General features: G+C 31.1%; 15 protein-coding genes. 11 read left to right on the forward strand and 4 right to left on the reverse strand.

Annotation, left to right across the window (positions count from 1 at the left end):
• Positions 1-32: 32 nt before the first annotated feature.
• Positions 33-902: a formate/nitrite transporter family protein gene (locus FVB9532_RS02080; protein WP_150543559.1), complete on the reverse strand. Its 870-nt coding sequence runs from the start codon at positions 900-902 to the stop codon at positions 33-35.
• Between the two features lie 142 nt (positions 903-1,044).
• Here FVB9532_RS02080 and FVB9532_RS02085 point away from each other — a divergent pair, with 142 nt between their 5' ends.
• Entirely contained in the window at positions 1,045-2,427 is a 1,383-nt protein-coding gene (locus FVB9532_RS02085) for an NAD-dependent succinate-semialdehyde dehydrogenase (RefSeq protein WP_150543560.1), read from the forward strand.
• 63 nt (positions 2,428-2,490) lie between these two features.
• On the opposite strand, the gene FVB9532_RS02090 is transcribed toward FVB9532_RS02085, so the two are convergent.
• From FVB9532_RS02090 to FVB9532_RS02100, 3 genes are all read right to left on the reverse strand, one after another.
• Entirely contained in the window at positions 2,491-3,393 is a 903-nt protein-coding gene (locus FVB9532_RS02090) for an alpha/beta hydrolase (RefSeq protein ID WP_150543561.1), read from the reverse strand.
• A 314-nt stretch (positions 3,394-3,707) separates the two neighbouring features.
• Positions 3,708-4,565 carry a sensor histidine kinase gene (locus FVB9532_RS02095; protein ID WP_150543562.1) on the reverse strand — a complete coding sequence of 286 codons (858 nt, stop codon included), beginning with the start codon at positions 4,563-4,565 and terminating at the stop codon, positions 3,708-3,710.
• 561 nt (positions 4,566-5,126) lie between these two features.
• Positions 5,127-5,492, reverse strand: a complete 366-nt coding sequence (locus FVB9532_RS02100) for a hypothetical protein (protein ID WP_150543563.1) — start codon at positions 5,490-5,492, stop codon at positions 5,127-5,129.
• Positions 5,493-5,646: 154 nt separating this feature from the next.
• On the opposite strand from FVB9532_RS02100, the gene FVB9532_RS02105 reads away from it, so the two are divergent.
• The 10 genes from FVB9532_RS02105 (at position 5,647) to FVB9532_RS02150 (ending at position 14,890) form a co-directional block, all read left to right on the forward strand.
• Positions 5,647-6,978 (forward strand): ATP-binding protein, encoded by a 1,332-nt coding sequence (locus tag FVB9532_RS02105; protein WP_150543564.1) that lies wholly within the window; start codon positions 5,647-5,649, stop codon positions 6,976-6,978.
• Positions 6,979-7,081: 103 nt separating this feature from the next.
• Positions 7,082-8,137, forward strand: a complete 1,056-nt coding sequence (locus tag FVB9532_RS02110) for a type I restriction endonuclease (protein ID WP_150543565.1) — start codon at positions 7,082-7,084, stop codon at positions 8,135-8,137.
• A gap of 543 nt (positions 8,138-8,680) precedes the next feature.
• Positions 8,681-10,729, forward strand: coding sequence for a hypothetical protein (locus tag FVB9532_RS02115; protein WP_150543566.1), 2,049 nt, complete (start codon positions 8,681-8,683; stop codon positions 10,727-10,729).
• 2 nt (positions 10,730-10,731) lie between these two features.
• Positions 10,732-11,328 carry a hypothetical protein gene (locus tag FVB9532_RS02120; RefSeq protein ID WP_150543567.1) on the forward strand — a complete coding sequence of 199 codons (597 nt, stop codon included), beginning with the start codon at positions 10,732-10,734 and terminating at the stop codon, positions 11,326-11,328.
• Between the two features lie 123 nt (positions 11,329-11,451).
• Positions 11,452-11,673, forward strand: a complete 222-nt coding sequence (locus tag FVB9532_RS02125) for a hypothetical protein (protein WP_150543568.1) — start codon at positions 11,452-11,454, stop codon at positions 11,671-11,673.
• Positions 11,674-11,675: 2 nt separating this feature from the next.
• A complete protein-coding gene (locus FVB9532_RS02130; RefSeq protein WP_150543569.1) occupies positions 11,676-12,239 on the forward strand; it encodes a hypothetical protein in 564 nt (187 codons plus the stop codon).
• A 123-nt stretch (positions 12,240-12,362) separates the two neighbouring features.
• Complete coding sequence (locus FVB9532_RS02135) at positions 12,363-12,584, forward strand: hypothetical protein (RefSeq protein ID WP_150543570.1); 222 nt, start codon at positions 12,363-12,365, stop codon at positions 12,582-12,584.
• Positions 12,585-13,174: 590 nt separating this feature from the next.
• The gene (locus FVB9532_RS02140) at positions 13,175-13,531 is read left to right on the forward strand and encodes a hypothetical protein (RefSeq protein ID WP_150543571.1); all 357 of its coding nucleotides are present in this window, start codon (positions 13,175-13,177) and stop codon (positions 13,529-13,531) included.
• A gap of 7 nt (positions 13,532-13,538) precedes the next feature.
• The gene (locus tag FVB9532_RS02145) at positions 13,539-14,096 is read left to right on the forward strand and encodes a hypothetical protein (protein WP_150543572.1); all 558 of its coding nucleotides are present in this window, start codon (positions 13,539-13,541) and stop codon (positions 14,094-14,096) included.
• Positions 14,097-14,173: 77 nt separating this feature from the next.
• Positions 14,174-14,890 (forward strand): class I SAM-dependent methyltransferase, encoded by a 717-nt coding sequence (locus tag FVB9532_RS02150; protein WP_150543573.1) that lies wholly within the window; start codon positions 14,174-14,176, stop codon positions 14,888-14,890.
• Positions 14,891-14,917: the final 27 nt, after the last annotated feature.

Here is a 14,917-nt window from a genome sequence, read left to right on the forward strand (position 1 = left end):
TTTTCAGTTTACTTCAAAATCACCCGAACAGATTAATAGTTAGTATGATTTCCATCGACGTTATACACAAAAGCCCTATATTTTAGTAAAGCTACAAATACTGCTCCGCCAATTGCATTTCCGAGGATGGCAAAACATATAAATTTTAAATAATCGATAAATTCAATTTGAGGAGAAGTAATCATTCCCGAGAAAACTTCAATATTCCCAATAATACTGTGATGCAATCCGGTAAACGACATCGTTGCAGTGATTACAAAAATAATAACAATTCTACTTATTGTTTCAGAAGAAGAAGTAAGGAGCCAAGATAAAAGTCCCATAAGCCATCCTGCCAAAATAGCACTTACAAAAATGGTTAGGGAATCAGGTTTGGTTACATGTTTGGCAATAGCTTCAAAAGTAGAAAATTCAAAAATACCGAGTTTGGGACCAATCCAAATCAAGACCAAGGACATTAGATAACCACCCAATAAATTTCCGAAGATCACCAACCCCCAAATTCTAAATAAACTTCCGGCTTCTCGCTTATTATTAAGTATAGGTAATGTTAAGAGGGAAGTTTGTTCCGTAAAAAGAATAGATTGCCCCAGGATGACAAGAATAAATCCTACCGGATACACCAGTGAAATGAGCTTAAAAAGTGTTTCTTCAGAAAAACTACCTCCTGCATAATAAAATAAAGTACAAATAAGTAAAAAACTAAACCCAATTTCTAAGCCCGCGGTTAACGAACTTAATATAATACTACTGGCTTTTTTATTATAGGTTTCTTGGCCCTCACATATCTGTTCTTTTAAAATCTCACCGTGTGATTTTTTAGAACTATTATTCTGTTTTGAGTCAGATTTTTTTAATTCTGAATCTATATTTTCTTGAATTTCTTCTTCCTGTTTGGTCATGGGTCAAAAGTAATCTCTAAGCATTATATTTTTATTAAATTAAAGATTTTTTTAACAGGAACAATAAACTTGTGTTATATAACAAAGTATTAATAAAAATTGCCTAAACAAGCCATAGTTTTGAAGAAAAAACAAAAAAGCTATGTCACAGAAAATTAAAACCATTAATCCCGCTACAGAAGAAGTAATTAAAGAATATACCTTAATGCAGGAAGCTGAAGCAATAAAAGCGGTAGAAGATTGTCACGAAGCATTTTCCAAATGGAAATTCACTTCATTTGAAGAAAGAACAAGTAAGTTAAAAGCAATTGCTGCTGAGTTGAAAAAAAATAAGCAACAATTAGTGGAATTGATGACCCAAGAAATGGGAAAATTGTTGAAACAAGGAGAACAGGAAATAGATTTATGTATCGCTATTTGTGAATGGACCGCAGAGAATGGACCTGAAAATTTAAAAGACGAAGAGAGAACTTTACCTGAAGGAGGAAAAGGATTAATCACCTATTCACCACTAGGGGTGATTTATGGTATCCAACCTTGGAACTTCCCTGCATATCAAGTAATAAGATATGCTATTGCTAATCTAATGGCAGGAAATGGAGTTTTGCTTAAACACGCCGAAAGTGTTACCGGTTCAGGATTAATGATTGAAAAAATATTTAATGATGCCGGCTTACCTGAAAATCTTTTTAAAGTATTAGTCATAGATCACGATTTATCCGATAAAATCATTGATCATGAACTAGTGAGAGGGGTAACCTTAACCGGAAGTCCATCTGCTGGTAGAATTATCGCCAAAAAAGCAGGAGAAAAATTAAAGAAAACCGTATTAGAATTAGGTTCTAATGATGCCTATATTGTCTTAAAAGATGCTGATCTTGAATTAGCCGTGAAAAAATGTGTACAAGGTAGGGTGTATAATAATGGAGAAACCTGTGTAGCTGCCAAACGCTTTATTGTAGAAGAAGAGATTTATGAAGATTTCAAAAAAGCATTTGTAGAAAAAATGAAAACCATCACCTTTGGAGACCCTACCGGTGATGAAGCAAAAATTGGTCCGATGGCTAGAAAAGATCTACGTGACGAATTACACGATCAAGTTCAGGAAAGTGTTAACAAAGGAGCTAAAGTATTATGTGGGGGAGAAATACCTAACCAAAAAGGATACTATTATCCCGCTACTATTCTCGACAATTTAAAACCGGGAATGCCGGCTTACGACGATGAACTTTTTGGTCCGGTAGCTTCATTAATAAAAGCAAAAGATGAAGAAGATGCGTTTAACATTGCCAATTCCAGCAAGTTTGGTTTAGGTGGCGGAATTTTCACGAAAGATGAAGAAAAAGCCTTTGAACTAGCTAAAAAGCATTTTGATACCGGAATGGTATTTATTAATTCTTTCGGACTGGCACAGCCCAATATGCCATTTGGTGGTGTAAAAGATTCCGGTTATGGAAGGGAACACGGAGGTTTTGGCGTAAAAGAGTTTGTAAACTCCAAAGCAATTATGGCCTTAAATAAATAAAAACTCTTTTTTTAAAATTTTATAAAAACAAACCCTGAAGTGAATTCTTCAGGGTTTTCTATTTTAGTCAATAACTACTTCGGTTTGTTTAAAATTGTTTTCCAGAAAAACATCCTTAACATAAGAGAAGATTTCGGGTAAGTAATCAAACGGAATGCTAGAGATTTCGTGTTTTGCTCCTTTAAACGTATAAAGTAAGTAAGCAGTGTTTAATTCTTTTAATCGGTTAGCAATACTTCTAGAACCATCCAAAATTAAATAGCCAGGTTGTGATTTTTCACAATAATGATGTGCAGCGGTAGCATAAGGCACCAAATTATCATCAGTTCCGTGGAAAAAGATGGCAGGTGTAGTATTTTCATCATTCATATACCGGGTGTCCAATATAGCTCCGGCTAACGAAAATACCCCTGCAAAATCGATGTCTTCGTAAGTTGAGTTTTCTTCCCATAATAATTCTTGCTGATAAACCGCATGTAAAATAGCTTCAGCTCCGGCACTGCTTCCTCCGGCGATAATTTTATGAGGATCAATATGAAATTCATCTTTGTGTTGAATCATATAAGTAACGGCATCAAGGTAATCTTTAGCAGCTTTCTTAAAAGTTTCCCGTTTTCCTTCCGCAGAAAAATCACAACCAAAAGATTTCCCCTTTCGGGTTAACCGGTAGCCAATTTGTACTGCTACAAAACCCCGTTGAGCACATTCTTTGGCAAACTTCACCTCATCCTTGTTATGGGGAGATCCCACTCCAAATCCACCGCCGTGCATAAAAATGATCACCGGTCTTTTGGTTGATTTATCATTTTGAGGTTCATAGATGTACAGCTTTAAGTCTTCTCCGTCTTTTTGGGCATACGTACGTTCAATTGCTTTTTTGGACTTAAAAAGAGGATCCACAAAGCGCTCCTGTGCATGTAGGAATAAAGAGGTAAACAGAAATAGAATTAAAAATTTAAATTTCATGAGTTAAGTTTTAAATGAAAAATAGGATATAAAAATACCATATCAAAAATTGTTTTAAACGAAATTGATTCATCTTTTGTGTGCAATTTCTCTGTTGATACACAAAAAAAGGATTGATATTTTAAAATAATAAAAACAAGTAGAACTACCTGTTTTTGTCTAAATAAGAGAAAAGATGATACGTTGATAGAAATAATGATTTAATTTTGAGTAGGGACTAGATAAAATATTCAAAAACCAGCTAAATTATAATCGGTTTTAGGGTCTGTGGGGTAAGAATCTAAAACTTTGGGTGACTATAATCGCTGGTTTTTTTATTTTAAAGGAATCCAAAAATCATATCGTATTCCTTTTCCTACTTTTGATGCTAGTTGAGATTTTCCTTTTAGAAAAAAGATTCTGTTTTCAATATTTTTAAGTCCTAATCCCGATTTTTTATGATCTTGTTTCTCAATATTGAAACCAAATCCATCATCGGTATAAGAAAAATTTATAAATTTTTCTAAAACTACAACTTTTATCTGAATGTGAGAAGCTTGCCCGTGCTTTATGGAATTATTGATGAGTTCTTGGAATATCCTATAGATATGGAGTTGTTCTTCTGTTGTAAATAAATCTAAGTCATATTCATTCTCAAAATCAATACGAACTACATTACTAAAGTTGGTATCGTCAATAAGCTCTTCCATCGCTGCGCCTAATCCAAATTTCTCCAGTAATGGAGGGAAAAGGTTATGGGCAATTTTTCTTGAACTTTCGTTGGCCTTCGTAATTAAAGCTAACAGATGTTTTCTTGTATTTTGTAATTCTTCCGTAGTCATTTGAGGCCTATTTAATAATTGAAGATCCATGGCCATCAAATTCAATTGTGAGCTAATATCGTCGTGAAGTTCGCCACCAATACGTTTGCGTTCCTCTTCCTGTACCAAAAGGTTCGCTTCCAATAATTCTTTTTGATGAAGTATTTCTAGATTTTTTTTCTCCAATTCTTTTTGAACGAGTTTCTTTTTAGAGAAAAAGAAAAATAAGGCTACAACTATACTTAAGACCAGTAAAAAGCATAAAAGGCTAAATACCATTATTGAGGTTTCTCCTTCGAAAAGTGAAGCTCTTTCCACTGCCAAGAAATTAATACCTGATATCCCAAGTAAAGTGATGCGTTGATAATCCATATATAATAATTCAACTCATTATTGATATTAATAATATCTGTTGCACTTATAAAAATAATAGAACTACTAATAAGGTAAATTAGTAATCCCAGTACAAAAAACAAATAATAATTTTTTCTGGACAAGAGTTCATAAAGATAAATCACCGCAAATACAATTAATACCAATGACGTTATCAAAAAACCTATGGGATTAAATTGATAATAAAGTGTAGGCTTCATGAGGTATTGAGACAAAACTGTAAGCAAAGCAATACTACTAATAACGAGCACAGTATTTTTTAATCTATTTAAGCCAATTTCTCGAAATAAACAGAAGAAGAATAAACTCAATAAAGAAAATCGAATAAGTAAATAGTAAGTCGATAAAAAATGATTATTTAGGCTTAATTGTGAAAAAACTAATGCTATCCCTTGAATTAAAAATGACAGAATGAGGTACAAAAAAACAACCTTATAGGTGTTAGAAGAATTTCTAAAGCCTATAAGGTAAAGTATAACATTAATTAATAAAGCACCTGTACTTATATAAGATAATAAAGTATCTATGCCCATCAAGCAATTAATCTAGTTTATATAAAGTACTGTTACGGTCACACATGTGAGGACATGGGGAAGTGAAATCTAAAATTATACCGTTTAACCTACCGGTTCTATCGGGTAACATGTCTTCATACTTATCTGGAGAGTCAGGATTTATATTATGTTTGGTACCTACCATCATTAGTTTTTCCTTATCGTTTTCATCTACACCTACATAAGCCCTTATTCCATCAATACCTTCTGCCAATAGTGCAAGAATATCTTCTTTAGGAATAAAAAAAGCTTTTAAGGAATGATGTGCATTGTAAGTTCCTTCTACTTGTCTCCATTTTTTAGCCCAATCAATGGCTGTGTCAAGGCTAATCTCATTTGAATTTCCGTTCATAATAAATAGTTTTTGGTTTATAATTTCTTTAAATATATAGCAGAAAATCTAATTTTTTAAATGAAATTACGTTTTTCTATACAATTTAAAAACCAAGTATTTATACGCTAGTTGTTTAAGTTGTTAAATTTTACCTTACCGTATATTAAAAAATATGGAAGATTTACATGAAAAAGGGATCAATCTTTTTTTAGAAAAAGAATTTATCTGGCTCAAACAACTTATACTATTTCGGTTTGAAAGCTTTTTTCATGAACAAAGCAATAAGTCTATCGATGAGATTCAACCTCCGATTATTGGAATAGATACCGCTTACGAGCAATTTTTATTAGATCATCAGTTAGATATGGAAGAGCGGGTGATCCTCGCTGTTGCTTTGGCTAAAAATCTAAAGCCTGAAATTTTCAACCCGTTTCTTATTGAAAATTCAGTTACTCAAAAAGCTTATCCGGAATTTGGCGGTATCATTAAAGAAGACAAATTTATCCCCACGTACCGTACCGTCGCATTTTTATTGAATGATATTCCGGAGGCTTTACCTTTAAAAATCTATACTTTTTTTGAGCAGGATCACTTTTTTTACCAAGAGCATATTTTAGATTATGCCCATACCAATTTTCAAAACCGGTTAAATACTCCTGTAGCTTTAACTTTAGAAATAGAATATTTATTACTCACGGGAAGCAAATACAAAGCTGAATTTAATGCCGATTTTCCAGCGCAGGAAATCACCACCAACTTAAACTGGGAAGATTTAGTAGTTTCACCAAAAGTGCAACGTCATTTAGAAGAAATTTTAAAATGGCACACCTACAAAGGGCTTTTCCAGGAAAAGCAATACTATGCTAAATGGCTTAAAAAAGGCTATCGTAGCTTATTTTTTGGCCCTTCAGGAACCGGAAAAACCTTGGCTGCTTCCTTATTGGGAAAAAAACTAAACGTTCCGGTATATCGGGTAGATCTGTCGATGATTATTTCTAAATACATTGGAGAAACCATTAAAAACCTTGAAAAGATTTTTGCGAGGGCAGAGCATAATCAATGGATTTTATTTTTTGATGAAGCCGATGCTATTTTTGGGAGTAGGAGTCAGCAACAAAATGCGAACGATCGGCATGCCAATCAAGAAATTGCTTACCTCTTACAACGTATAGAAAACTATCCTGAACTTATTATTTTGGCCACCAACCTGCAACATAACTTAGATGAAGCCTTTATTCGTAGATTTCAGTCGGTAGTGCATTTTAAAACACCGGAAGTACAACAGCGTATGAAGTTATGGAAAACTATTTTTCATAAAGACTTGGGGCTTTCAGAAGCTTATTTAGAAAAAATGGCTGAAGAACATCAGCTCACCGGCGGAACACTCATTAACATCCTGCAAACCGCTCGCTTATTAACTGAAGATACCACAGAACAATTGAGTGAAGCTTCGGTAAATTTTGCTATCCAACGCGAATTAAAAAAAGAAGAAAATATATTTTGATATGGTTGAAAAAACCTTGCATACGGGTTTCCGTAATTTTAGTTGATGTAAATGGGGTAAGTTTGGGTTGAACTCATAAACGATTATAAATAACTATAAAGTTATGGAACTATTCAACCAACTTAAAGGGCTTGCCGATAAAGTAGAACAACTAAAAGAGCAAATACAAACCGAAGAATCTACTAAACATGCATTTACCTTACCTTTTATCAATATTTTAGGTTACGATGCATTTAATCCAACAGAAGTTATTCCGGAATTCACGGCCGATTTAGGACTTAAAAAAGGGGAGAAGGTAGATTATGCCGTTTTTCAGAATGGAGAGCCTATCTTAATTGTAGAATGCAAACATTGGAAACAAGATTTAAACGTACATAACTCTCAGCTTTTCCGTTATTTTCATGTCACCAAAACTAGATTTGCTTTACTCACCAATGGCATCACCTATCGGTTTTATACTGATTTGGAAGAGACCAATAAAATGGATGAAAAACCATTTTTAGAGTTTGATATCACCAACCTTAAAGAAACTACGGTAAAGGAAATTGAGAAATTCCATAAATCTAAATTTGATGTTTGTAAAATTGTAGATAATGCCAGCAATCTAAAATATACCCGTGAAATTAAAAGCATTATCGATCAAGAATTGCATTCACCTTCTTCAGAATTTGTAAGGTTATTTGCAGGAAGAACCTATGGGGGCCGATTGACATCTAACGTAATGGAAGAATTCACTGATTTGGTAGAAAAAGCATTCTCTCAAATCATTAGTGAAAAAGTGAATGATCGTTTAAATTCTGCGTTAACCAAAGAAGAAGAAAAGCAGAAAATAGAAGAACAAATAGAAGAGGAGCCTAAAAGTAAAATAGAAACTACCGAAGAAGAATTAGAGGCCTATCAAATAGTCGTGGCGATTCTTCGAAGAAAATTGCCTAAAGAAAGGATTGTACATCGTGATACCCAATCTTATTTTGGTATTTTACTAGACGATAACAATAGAAAACCACTTTGCCGATTACACCTAAACGGCAGTAAAAAATACATCAGTCTTTTTGACAGGGATCGAAAAGAAACCAAAGAACCTATTGAAACGATAGACGATATTTATAAATTTGAAGAACAATTATTGCAAACTGCAGATAATTATGATGAGGAATAGTAGGTAAAAGAAATCATATATAGTTATCCGTAGGTATATCGAGAAATTAAAATTCGTCTGTTCGAGTAATTTTGTGCAGTGAAACGACGCAAAATTGTATCGAGAACTGAATTTTAACTCCAAGTCCTATTCCCGCTACAAAAACCGTTGCCAATTTTCACACGAAATGACGGTGTTGAATTTAAAAAATTAAGAAGCACTAAAAGTAAATAACTTATAAAAGTCATGCCTTTTGATTATTTTAAGCTAACTAAATATCTCTTTATAAATAAAAGATTAAATAACAATTCTTCCGCGAAAAAAAGTCTATTAAACCAACTCAATTCTGGATATTTTAAAAGAGTAGAGGAGTTTTAAAGTTTCTTATAGATATAATACTTACTTCATATTATTATTCATCAAAAATTGACGATTACAATTAAAAAACTTTTCTAATTACATTTAATTATATACAAAACAGAAATTTTAACATTATATGTTTTTAGGAGTTAATTGTTTGTTTTAGTTTTATGTAAATCAACAACTTACAAATTAATTTCTATTATGAAGAATACACTTCAAATTTACTTTATATTTATTTCACTTATACTTTTGATAAGTTGTGAAAAAGATGAAGAAGAATCTTTAAATAAAAGTTCTAGCGATAGAATTAATAAAAATTTTTCTAATAAAACATCAAAAAAAGCAACAGAAGTAATAGATTTTCAAAAGTATGTCAACAAAAATGCGCAGAAAGATAACTTTACGCACTTATTATATGGCAATACTTATGTTTTAGAAAATGAGTCAGGTACCTCCTACAGTACAGGAATAGTTCCATTAGAGAAAGAATTTTATAATGGGAGAAAATCATATTATGAAAATTTAGTAGTAATTGAAGATAATCAAGCTAATGCCAATGGTTTTATTGTACGTTACGATATAGATACAGACGAGCCTATAGGATGGGAGCCTGTATTCGGTTATATTTTAAGTAATCCTTGCCTTCCTATGGCTACTTCTAACGAGGTTCCATGCAATTGTTCTGGAAGTCATACCTGCGATGAAATCTCTCAATGTTGTTGTGGAGAACCGGGCTGCGAAAGTGGCCACCAACCATTATGTGGTAGTGGAGGAAGTTCCATCCCCTGTGCTAAATTGTACACGGAAGATGGTAGCGTCGGAGTCGTTGGCGGTGGCGGCGGTGGCGGTGGCGGTGGTGGAGCACCATCGCCCGAGAATAATCCCATACATATGCCAAGTGGGGAAAGTTACCCGAGTGGGATGGTTGTTGTACCTTTTACCCAAGTTCCAGAGGTTAAGGTAATAGATGAATTTACCGAAATGAAAATAGCCACAATTGTTACGCTTATAAATGCCGACGAAACAGTAAAAGATTGGCTTATAGATAATAATCAAAGAAGTAATATCTTAGCGATAATAGATAATCTTTTTGATATGGTACTTTCGCCATTTATAACGCCAGAATTAAACGATATACTTTTAGAACTACTTATATATCTTACAGAAGATAATACTAGCCTTAAAAATGAAAATACATTGACTATAATTGAATTTTTGGAAGAAAATAGAGAAAATGGGCAAATACCCTTAGCAGTCATGGAAAAAATACAGGAATTTCTAGAAATAACAGAAGAAATTCCGGAGGCCCGTTTTGATAGGTTTAATGAACTGAACGATATTTTAGAACAAAATCCTTGGGCATTAATACAAGACTGTGCAGAACAAAACGGAATGGATACTTCCAATTATCTAGACCTATACAATCATACCATACCCCAAGCTTGTCTGGATCGACTGAATACATTAAACCAAATTACACCAGGTTATTTCAATCAACCTATTTCAGAGGGTAATGTACCCTTGGCCAATATAGATTATTATGGTGTTGAAATCACCAATTATCCAGATTTTAATAACGATGGAAACCCCGATAGTGAAGACGAAATTTATCAAGCCTTTCGGGAAAAATTTACCGATTTGGCTAGTGGAGAAAAAGAGGACTTTCAGTTTAGTTGTGATTCTAATTTTGATGGGAATATAGATTTAGAAGACACAGGAGATATTAATTGGGAATTTATTCCGTTAATATCCCAAGATGGAGATGATTTTGTTTCAAGTAATCCAATAGCTTCTATTTTGCTAATTGAAGCTGAAGCTTCGGGCTTTTTACCTTCAATTGCTACTGATGATGGAGCAATTATGGTTTCTGATTTTACTAATAACTACTGGACAATTTCTACCATTTCAACACCAAGTAATGGTACTCAACCTTTTTCAGGTAATCGACAATGGGGTTGGTTAATCAATCAAAGTGGTAATTTTGAATTTTTCACCAGAGCTGTAGATGTTGCTAATATAAGTATATTATTAAATATTGGGGCAAATACAGAATGCCAACAAGAAACTTACTATGATATCGCTGAAGCCACTTGGCAAAATTTACAACAAGAAATTGCTAATTGGATAAACAGTAATGGCGGGCAAGCAAATGTTAATACACCAACTACTGTAAATGTAAAAAAAGAAACCATTAAAGAAGTATTGACCAATAACGAATCTATTCAGCAAATATTGAGTAATTGCAATTAATTATGAATTCACTGAAAAATAACATATTATTATTCGCTAGAATTATTTTACCTGCTATTTTATGCGCATCAGTTGTGTTTTTATTTGGAAGTATTGAATATTTCAAATACAATTCTATATATTTTATAATATCTCTATTTGGTATTATATTAATTATTCTAAATCTAAATAAAATAAAATATAATATTATTATAAGTCTTGTGCTGTCATTAAATCTATGTTTTTTAGTTTTTTTTTCATCTATGGCTATAGGTTCTGGAATATATTATTTTTTTAAAAAAATAATATTGTTTTTTAGATTAAACATTACACAATTAGATAATATCTTTTTTAATTCAAACAATATAGTATCGATTGCTATAATAGCTCCTTTATTAACGCTTTATCTTTATTCATTTCTATTTAAAACAAGAAGAAGCAGTTTCTTTTATTTAATAGCATTTAGTTCAATTGTTATTTTGGTTATTCTTGTATTAACAAAAGCTCTATTAGGAAACAATACTAAAATGTTTATTATCTGGCAATTTATTGTGGCTTTAGCTTTACAGTTGATTTTGTATCAAAAAGAATTAAAAACATTGTTTAAGTCTAAAAATTAATAATGTTTAAAACTTTTATAGACAATAGAATAGCGGTGAGGCAGGTTAATCTACCAAAACGGTAATCTTGTACTTTTTACAAGAGCCAGAGATGTTGCAAAAGTTTCTGCTTTAGTCAATGCATTGTCATTTGGAAGTGATCCTTGCCAACAAGACACCTATTATAATATTGCAGGAGCAACTTGGACGAATATGCAAAATGAAATTAAAGAATGGATTGAAAATGAAGGTGGAGGGCAGGCAAGTGTTAATGAACCAAAGGCTATTCTTGTCAAACGAGAAACTGTTGAAGAAATACTTACTACCAATGAATCTATTGATCAAATATTAAGCAATTGCAATTAGTTATGAAATCATCATTGTTAAAAAGCATATTTTTAGTAAGTAGAATCATTCTGCCTGCAATTCTTTGTGTGTTATTGATACTGGGATTGAAACAATATGTGAAGTATCAATTAATATTGATATTTAGCATCATTATTGTATTTTTTAATTATGGAAAAACTAAATACAATTATTTATTAAGCTTTTTAATTTCTATCATATCATCTTACTTAGTTTTCTTTATATCCTTTGGGATATATTTAGGGATTGGATTTATATTTCAAAACATTGATTTAGAAAAAACAGGTTATGGTATTATAGAGAAATTTATTTTTTTGATTATGGTTTTGGTCGTACCTCCTTTACTCATGTTTTATTGCTATAGAATTATTTTTAATGCTGAAAAAACTAATTATTTTAAATATATTAAATGGAGTTCTATAATTGTTTTAGTCATATATGGAATAATCCGATTTTTTCATAAAGATGATTATTTATTTGTTGTATGGCAATTTATAATGGTTCTAGCATTACAGTTGATTTTGTATCAAAAAGAATTAAAAACATTGTTTAAGTCTAAAAATTAATAATTTTTAAAACTTTTATATACAATAGAATAGGGCTGAGGCAGGTTAATTTACCAAAACGGTAATCTTGCACTTTTTACAAGAGCCAGAGATGTTGGAAAAGTTTCTGCTTTAGTTAAAGCATTGGCATTTGGAAGTGATCCTTGCCAACAAGACACCTATTATAATATTGCTGAAGCTACTTGGAAAAACATGCAACAAGAGATAAAAAACTGGATAGAAAATGATGGAGATGGCCAAGCAACTATAAACGCACCGAAGGCAGTTCAGGTTGATAAAGAGAAAATTATAGAAATACTTACTAGTAATGAGAATATAAATCAAATAATAAGCAACTGTAATTAAAGAGATGAATACTGTGATAAAAAAAACAATGTTATTCTATTAAGTAAAGTTATTTTCCCTCCTATTATTTGCTGGTTAATTTTATACTACTATCAAGGTAAAAACTTATTCATGTTTCCTTTAATTTTTACTTTAGTTATTGGCTTAATTAATATAAATAAATTCAAATTTAACTTTTTAAAAAGTTTGTTACTTTGCGTGTTCTTCTCATATCTTTCTTTTTTTGTTGGTTATTTTGGAAGTTTTTTTCTAGGAAAATTATTGGGTGGTTTTGGTGATTTAGGGAATATAAGTGCAATAATAATTTCTGCATTTATCATATCTCCTATACTATTGTATTACAGTTATTCATACATATTTGAATTATTTAAAACAAAATTCAACATCTATGTGATGACAATCACTTTAACTTTAATGTTTATTATATCATTCTATACATTTTATATAATGGATTATATTTCCGATAACAATTTTTTCGACACTAAACTTCTAAACCCTTTTCTTCTTTGGCAAGTGATTATGGCATTGGCTCTACAATTAATCCTTCACCAAAAAGAATTGAAAGCTTTGTTTAAAACTAAAAACAGGTAATGGCTACTCAACCATTTTCAGGTAATCGAAAATGGGGTATATTTATAAATGAGAATAACAATTTTGAATTATATACTAAAGCAGTAGATGTTGCCAAAGTTGCTGATTTTATTAAATTAAATCCATTTACTAGTTCAGATTGTGATGAAAATACTTATTATAATATTGCCGAAGCTACTTGGGAAAATATGCAGGAAGAAATTAAAGATTGGATTGAAGGTGATGAAAATTACGAAAATAGTGGAGGTCAGGCAGTAACAAAAAATCCTGAAGTTGTAAAGGTTGATAAAAACGACCTTAAACATTTACTGGAAAGTGAAAATACAATAACTATCCAAGATTTGGGGTGTAATTAATATGAACATGATTACTATAATTAAAATAATTTTACTTCCCGTAATTTGTGCATTGATTTTATTTTTTATAAAATTCAATTTTTATACGTATCCAATACCACTTGGTGTTTTTCTAGGCATTACTTATGTGATTTCTTATAAAAAAAACAGGTTTCTCAACTTATTTTTAAATGTACTGTTTTCATTTATAGTATATTTCACCGGATACCTAATACTATTATTACTAGGAATGTTTTTAAATCAATTAAGTAATTTAGGAACAGTATTGGCTTTTGTAATTGCTGGATTTTTTGTATCACCAATATTATTATTTTTTGCTTATAATTTCTTATTTACATTTCCTAAAACAAAATTTTCATTTATGGTGAAAACAATTTCAGTTTTATTTTTAGCTATATATTCTTTTGTCATATTTAAAGATGGAAATACAGAATATATCAAAATTGCAGACAAAAATAGTTTTTTAAATCCTTACCTACTTTGGCAACCAGTTATGTTATTAGCTATACAATTAATCCTTCACCAAAAAGAATTGAAAGCTTTGTTTAAAACTAAAAACAGGTAATGGCTACACAGCCTTTTTCGGTTAATCGACAATGGGCCGGTTAATCAATCATATCAAATAATTCTAGTTTTATGTAAATGAAAGAAATATACGATCCAAAATTTGTAGAGAAACTATTTGATAAAATGAGTAGTTCTTATTCAAGAGTAAATTATATAACATCATTCGGATTTAGTGAAAGATGGAGACGTAAATGTGTGGAAGAAATTAAAATTAAAGAAGGCTCTATAATTGTTGACTTGATGACAGGAATGGTAGAATGTTGGAAATTTATTTTAAAAAATTCAGGAGATAATTCTAAATTAATTGGATTAGATTTTTCAACTGAAATGATAAACCGAGCTGAATTAAATAAATTAAAGTTTAAAAATTCAAAAATTGAAATTCTGAAAGAAAATGTATTTGATAATTCGATTTCTGATGAAACAGTAGATTTAGTTATTTCAGGTTTTGGATTAAAAACTTTTAATAATGAACAACTACGAAAATTATCAATTGAAATTGAACGTATTCTTAAACCTAATGGAGAGTTCTCACTCATTGATGTTTCCGTTCCAGAAAATAAATCATTAAGAAGTATGTATATGTTTTATCTAAAAAATATTATTCCAGTTTTAGGAAAATTATTTCTTGGTAATCCAAATACATATAAAATGTTAGGCATTTATACAGAAGCATATGGAAATTCAAAAAATGTATTTAAAATTTTTAACGAAAGGAAATTTCAAATTGAATATATAGAGTATTTTTTTGGTTGCGCAACCGGAATTAAAGGTAAAAAACTAAAAAATTAATAAATTTTATCGAGAAGTGAGTTACAG

It is taken from the genome of Mesonia oceanica (assembly GCF_902499555.1).
GTDB lineage: Bacteria > Bacteroidota > Bacteroidia > Flavobacteriales > Flavobacteriaceae > Mesonia > Mesonia oceanica.

Bases quoted from the DNA above. Each gene is read 5' to 3' on its own strand.
- FVB9532_RS02080 (WP_150543559.1), bottom strand. From the start codon at position 902: ATGACCAAACAGGAAGAAGAAATTCAAGAAAATATAGATTCAGAATTA.
- FVB9532_RS02085 (WP_150543560.1), top strand. From the start codon at position 1,045: ATGTCACAGAAAATTAAAACCATTAATCCCGCTACAGAAGAAGTAATT.
- FVB9532_RS02090 (WP_150543561.1), bottom strand. From the start codon at position 3,393: ATGAAATTTAAATTTTTAATTCTATTTCTGTTTACCTCTTTATTCCTA.
- FVB9532_RS02095 (WP_150543562.1), bottom strand. From the start codon at position 4,565: ATGGATTATCAACGCATCACTTTACTTGGGATATCAGGTATTAATTTC.
- FVB9532_RS02100 (WP_150543563.1), bottom strand. From the start codon at position 5,492: ATGAACGGAAATTCAAATGAGATTAGCCTTGACACAGCCATTGATTGG.
- FVB9532_RS02105 (WP_150543564.1), top strand. From the start codon at position 5,647: ATGGAAGATTTACATGAAAAAGGGATCAATCTTTTTTTAGAAAAAGAA.
- FVB9532_RS02110 (WP_150543565.1), top strand. From the start codon at position 7,082: ATGGAACTATTCAACCAACTTAAAGGGCTTGCCGATAAAGTAGAACAA.
- FVB9532_RS02115 (WP_150543566.1), top strand. From the start codon at position 8,681: ATGAAGAATACACTTCAAATTTACTTTATATTTATTTCACTTATACTT.
- FVB9532_RS02120 (WP_150543567.1), top strand. From the start codon at position 10,732: ATGAATTCACTGAAAAATAACATATTATTATTCGCTAGAATTATTTTA.
- FVB9532_RS02130 (WP_150543569.1), top strand. From the start codon at position 11,676: ATGAAATCATCATTGTTAAAAAGCATATTTTTAGTAAGTAGAATCATT.
- FVB9532_RS02140 (WP_150543571.1), top strand. From the start codon at position 13,175: ATGGCTACTCAACCATTTTCAGGTAATCGAAAATGGGGTATATTTATA.
- FVB9532_RS02145 (WP_150543572.1), top strand. From the start codon at position 13,539: ATGATTACTATAATTAAAATAATTTTACTTCCCGTAATTTGTGCATTG.
- FVB9532_RS02150 (WP_150543573.1), top strand. From the start codon at position 14,174: ATGAAAGAAATATACGATCCAAAATTTGTAGAGAAACTATTTGATAAA.